The organism is Nonomuraea turkmeniaca (assembly GCF_005889735.1).
Classification (GTDB): domain Bacteria; phylum Actinomycetota; class Actinomycetes; order Streptosporangiales; family Streptosporangiaceae; genus Nonomuraea; species Nonomuraea turkmeniaca.
This window is the reverse complement of sequence record NZ_VCKY01000506.1, coordinates 1-2014: the sequence shown is the minus strand read 5'-3', so window position 1 is coordinate 2014 and position 2014 is coordinate 1. Positions and strand designations below refer to the sequence as shown.

At 71.9% G+C, this 2014-nt stretch carries 2 protein-coding genes and 1 pseudogene; 2 read left to right on the top strand and 1 reads right to left on the bottom strand.

All coding sequences use genetic code 11. From position 1 onward, the window contains the following. Window positions 1-474, top strand: a pseudogene (locus ETD86_RS54105) (PLP-dependent aminotransferase family protein); the annotation flags it as partial. A gap of 103 nt (window positions 475-577) precedes the next feature. Further along, the gene (locus ETD86_RS54100; RefSeq protein ID WP_246149539.1) at window positions 578-1204 is read left to right on the top strand and encodes an alpha/beta hydrolase; all 627 of its coding nucleotides are present in this window, start codon (window positions 578-580) and stop codon (window positions 1202-1204) included. A 124-nt stretch (window positions 1205-1328) separates the two neighbouring features. On the opposite strand, the gene npdG is transcribed toward ETD86_RS54100, so the two are convergent. Next, on the bottom strand, window positions 1329-1982 hold the full coding sequence (gene npdG / locus ETD86_RS54090; RefSeq protein WP_211370937.1) for an NADPH-dependent F420 reductase: 654 nt from the start codon (window positions 1980-1982) through the stop codon (window positions 1329-1331). Between the last annotated feature and the right edge of the window lie 32 nt (window positions 1983-2014).

The window sequence follows — 2014 nt, the reverse complement described above, 5'->3', positions numbered from 1 at the left end:
GGCTGGGTCCGCGCGGCGGCGCCGCTGGTCTCCCGGCTGGCCAGGCTGCGGGCCGTGCACGACCTCGGGGGCGAGGTCTTCAGCCAGCTCGCCGCCGCCGCGCTGCTGCGCCGCCTGGACGAGGTACGCACCGCCCGCGTGCGCGCGCTGCGCGAGCGCCACGACCACCTGTGCGCCGAGCTGCGCCTGCAGCTGCCGTCGTGGTCCTTCGAGCCGGCCCGGGGCGGCCAGACGATCTGGGTGCGGATTCCGAGCGGCGACGTCGACGCCTTCTCCCAGGTGGCGCTCCGGCACGGGGTCGCGGTGCCGCCGGGCAGGTCGTTCGACCCGCTGGGCGGGCACGCCGATCACATGCGGCTGCACTTCCTGTTCCCGGCGGAGGAGCTATCGCGAGCGGTGACCAACCTGGCCGCGGCCTGGGCGTCCTACGACGGAGCCGGGCGCACGGCCTCCCGCCACACCCTCATCGTCTGAAAGTGTGGGACGCGTGGAGACGACTCTCAAAGAAAAGACCTTTAGAGAAAAGACCTTCGTACTGGTGCACAGCCCCTCCGTCGGACCGTCCACCTGGGCTCCCGTGGCAGAGTCGCTGGAGCGCCGGGGGCACGCCGCCGTGGTGCCCGAACTGACCGGCATCGCCGTGGGCGGGCCGCCTTACTGGCCGCGGGTGGTGGCGGCCGTCAGGGACGCCGCGCCGGACACGCCGGTGGTGCTGGTCGGGCACAGCAATGCCGGGTTCTTCCTGCCGCTGATCAAGGAAGGGCTGGGCGAGCGCGTGGTGGCGTGCGTGTTCGCCGACGCGCACATCCCGCCCCGCGACGGGCTGGTCAAGGTCGCGGAGGAGGAGTTCCTGCCGTTCCTGCACGATCTGGCCGGGCCTGACGGGGTGCTGCCGCGTTGGACAGACTGGTGGGACGAGGAGGACGTCGTGGCCATGCTGCCCGACCCCGCCGTCCGCGTGCGGGTGGCGGCGGAGCAGCCGCGGCTGCCGCTCGACTACTACACGCAGTCCATCCCCGTGCCCGCCGGATGGGACGAGGTGAGGTGCTCGTGCCTGTGGTACGGGCCCCCGTACGACAAGGTCGCCGAGGAGGCCCAGCGGCGGGGCTGGCCCGTGACCCGCGTCCCCGGCCTGCACCTGCACCAGGTCGTCGACCCTGAAGGCGTCACGGACGCGCTGCTGAAGCTCTCCCGGACGTCGTGAATTCTTCACTGCCGCCCTCGGGTCGGGGCGATCACGAAGACGGGCGCCCGCAACAAGACCGACGCCATCCGGATCGCCGAGGACGCCGGCTGGCTGTGATCCGGCGGCGATCGGCGATGCCCTCTCAGATGTCGGTGATGCGCAAACCCGCGTGCGCCTTGTAGCGGCGGTTGACGGAGATGATGTTGGCGGTGAGCGCCTCGATCTGGTGGGCGTTGCGCAGCCGGCCGCCGTACACGCCGCGCACGCCGGGGATGACGTCCGCCAGCGCCTGCACCACGTCGGTCGCCTCACGGTCGTCGCCCAGCACCAGGACGTCCAGGTCCACCTTGTCCACCGCCGGATCCATCAGCACGACGGCCGACACGTGGTGGAAGGCCGCCACCACCCGGCTGTCCGGCAGCACGGCCACGGCCTGCTGAGCGGCGCTGCCCTCCTCGACCGGCAGCGCATAGGCGCCCTGCTTGTCGAAGCCGAGCGGGTTCACGCAGTCCACCACGATCTTCCCGGCCAGCTCGGCGCGCAGGGACTCCAGCAACGCCTTGTGGCCCTCGTACGGCACCGCCACGATCACGATGTCGGCCTGGGCGGCCACGACGGCGTTCTCGTCACCTGTCGCACCCGCCCCGATGGACTCCGCCGCGTCTTGGGCGCGCTGCGCGCTGCGCGACCCGATCAGGACCTGATGGCCCGCCAGCGCGAACCGCCGCGCCAGCCCCTTCCCCTGGTCACCGGTGCCGCCGAGGATGCCGATGGAAAGCCTGTTCACGTCAGTCATAGCTCGAATCATGCCAGCCCCTGGCCCCTGCC

Coding starts and splice junctions, on each gene's coding strand:
- npdG (WP_211370937.1), bottom strand. CDS start 1,982: ATGACTGACGTGAACAGGCTTTCCATCGGCATCCTCGGCGGCACCGGT.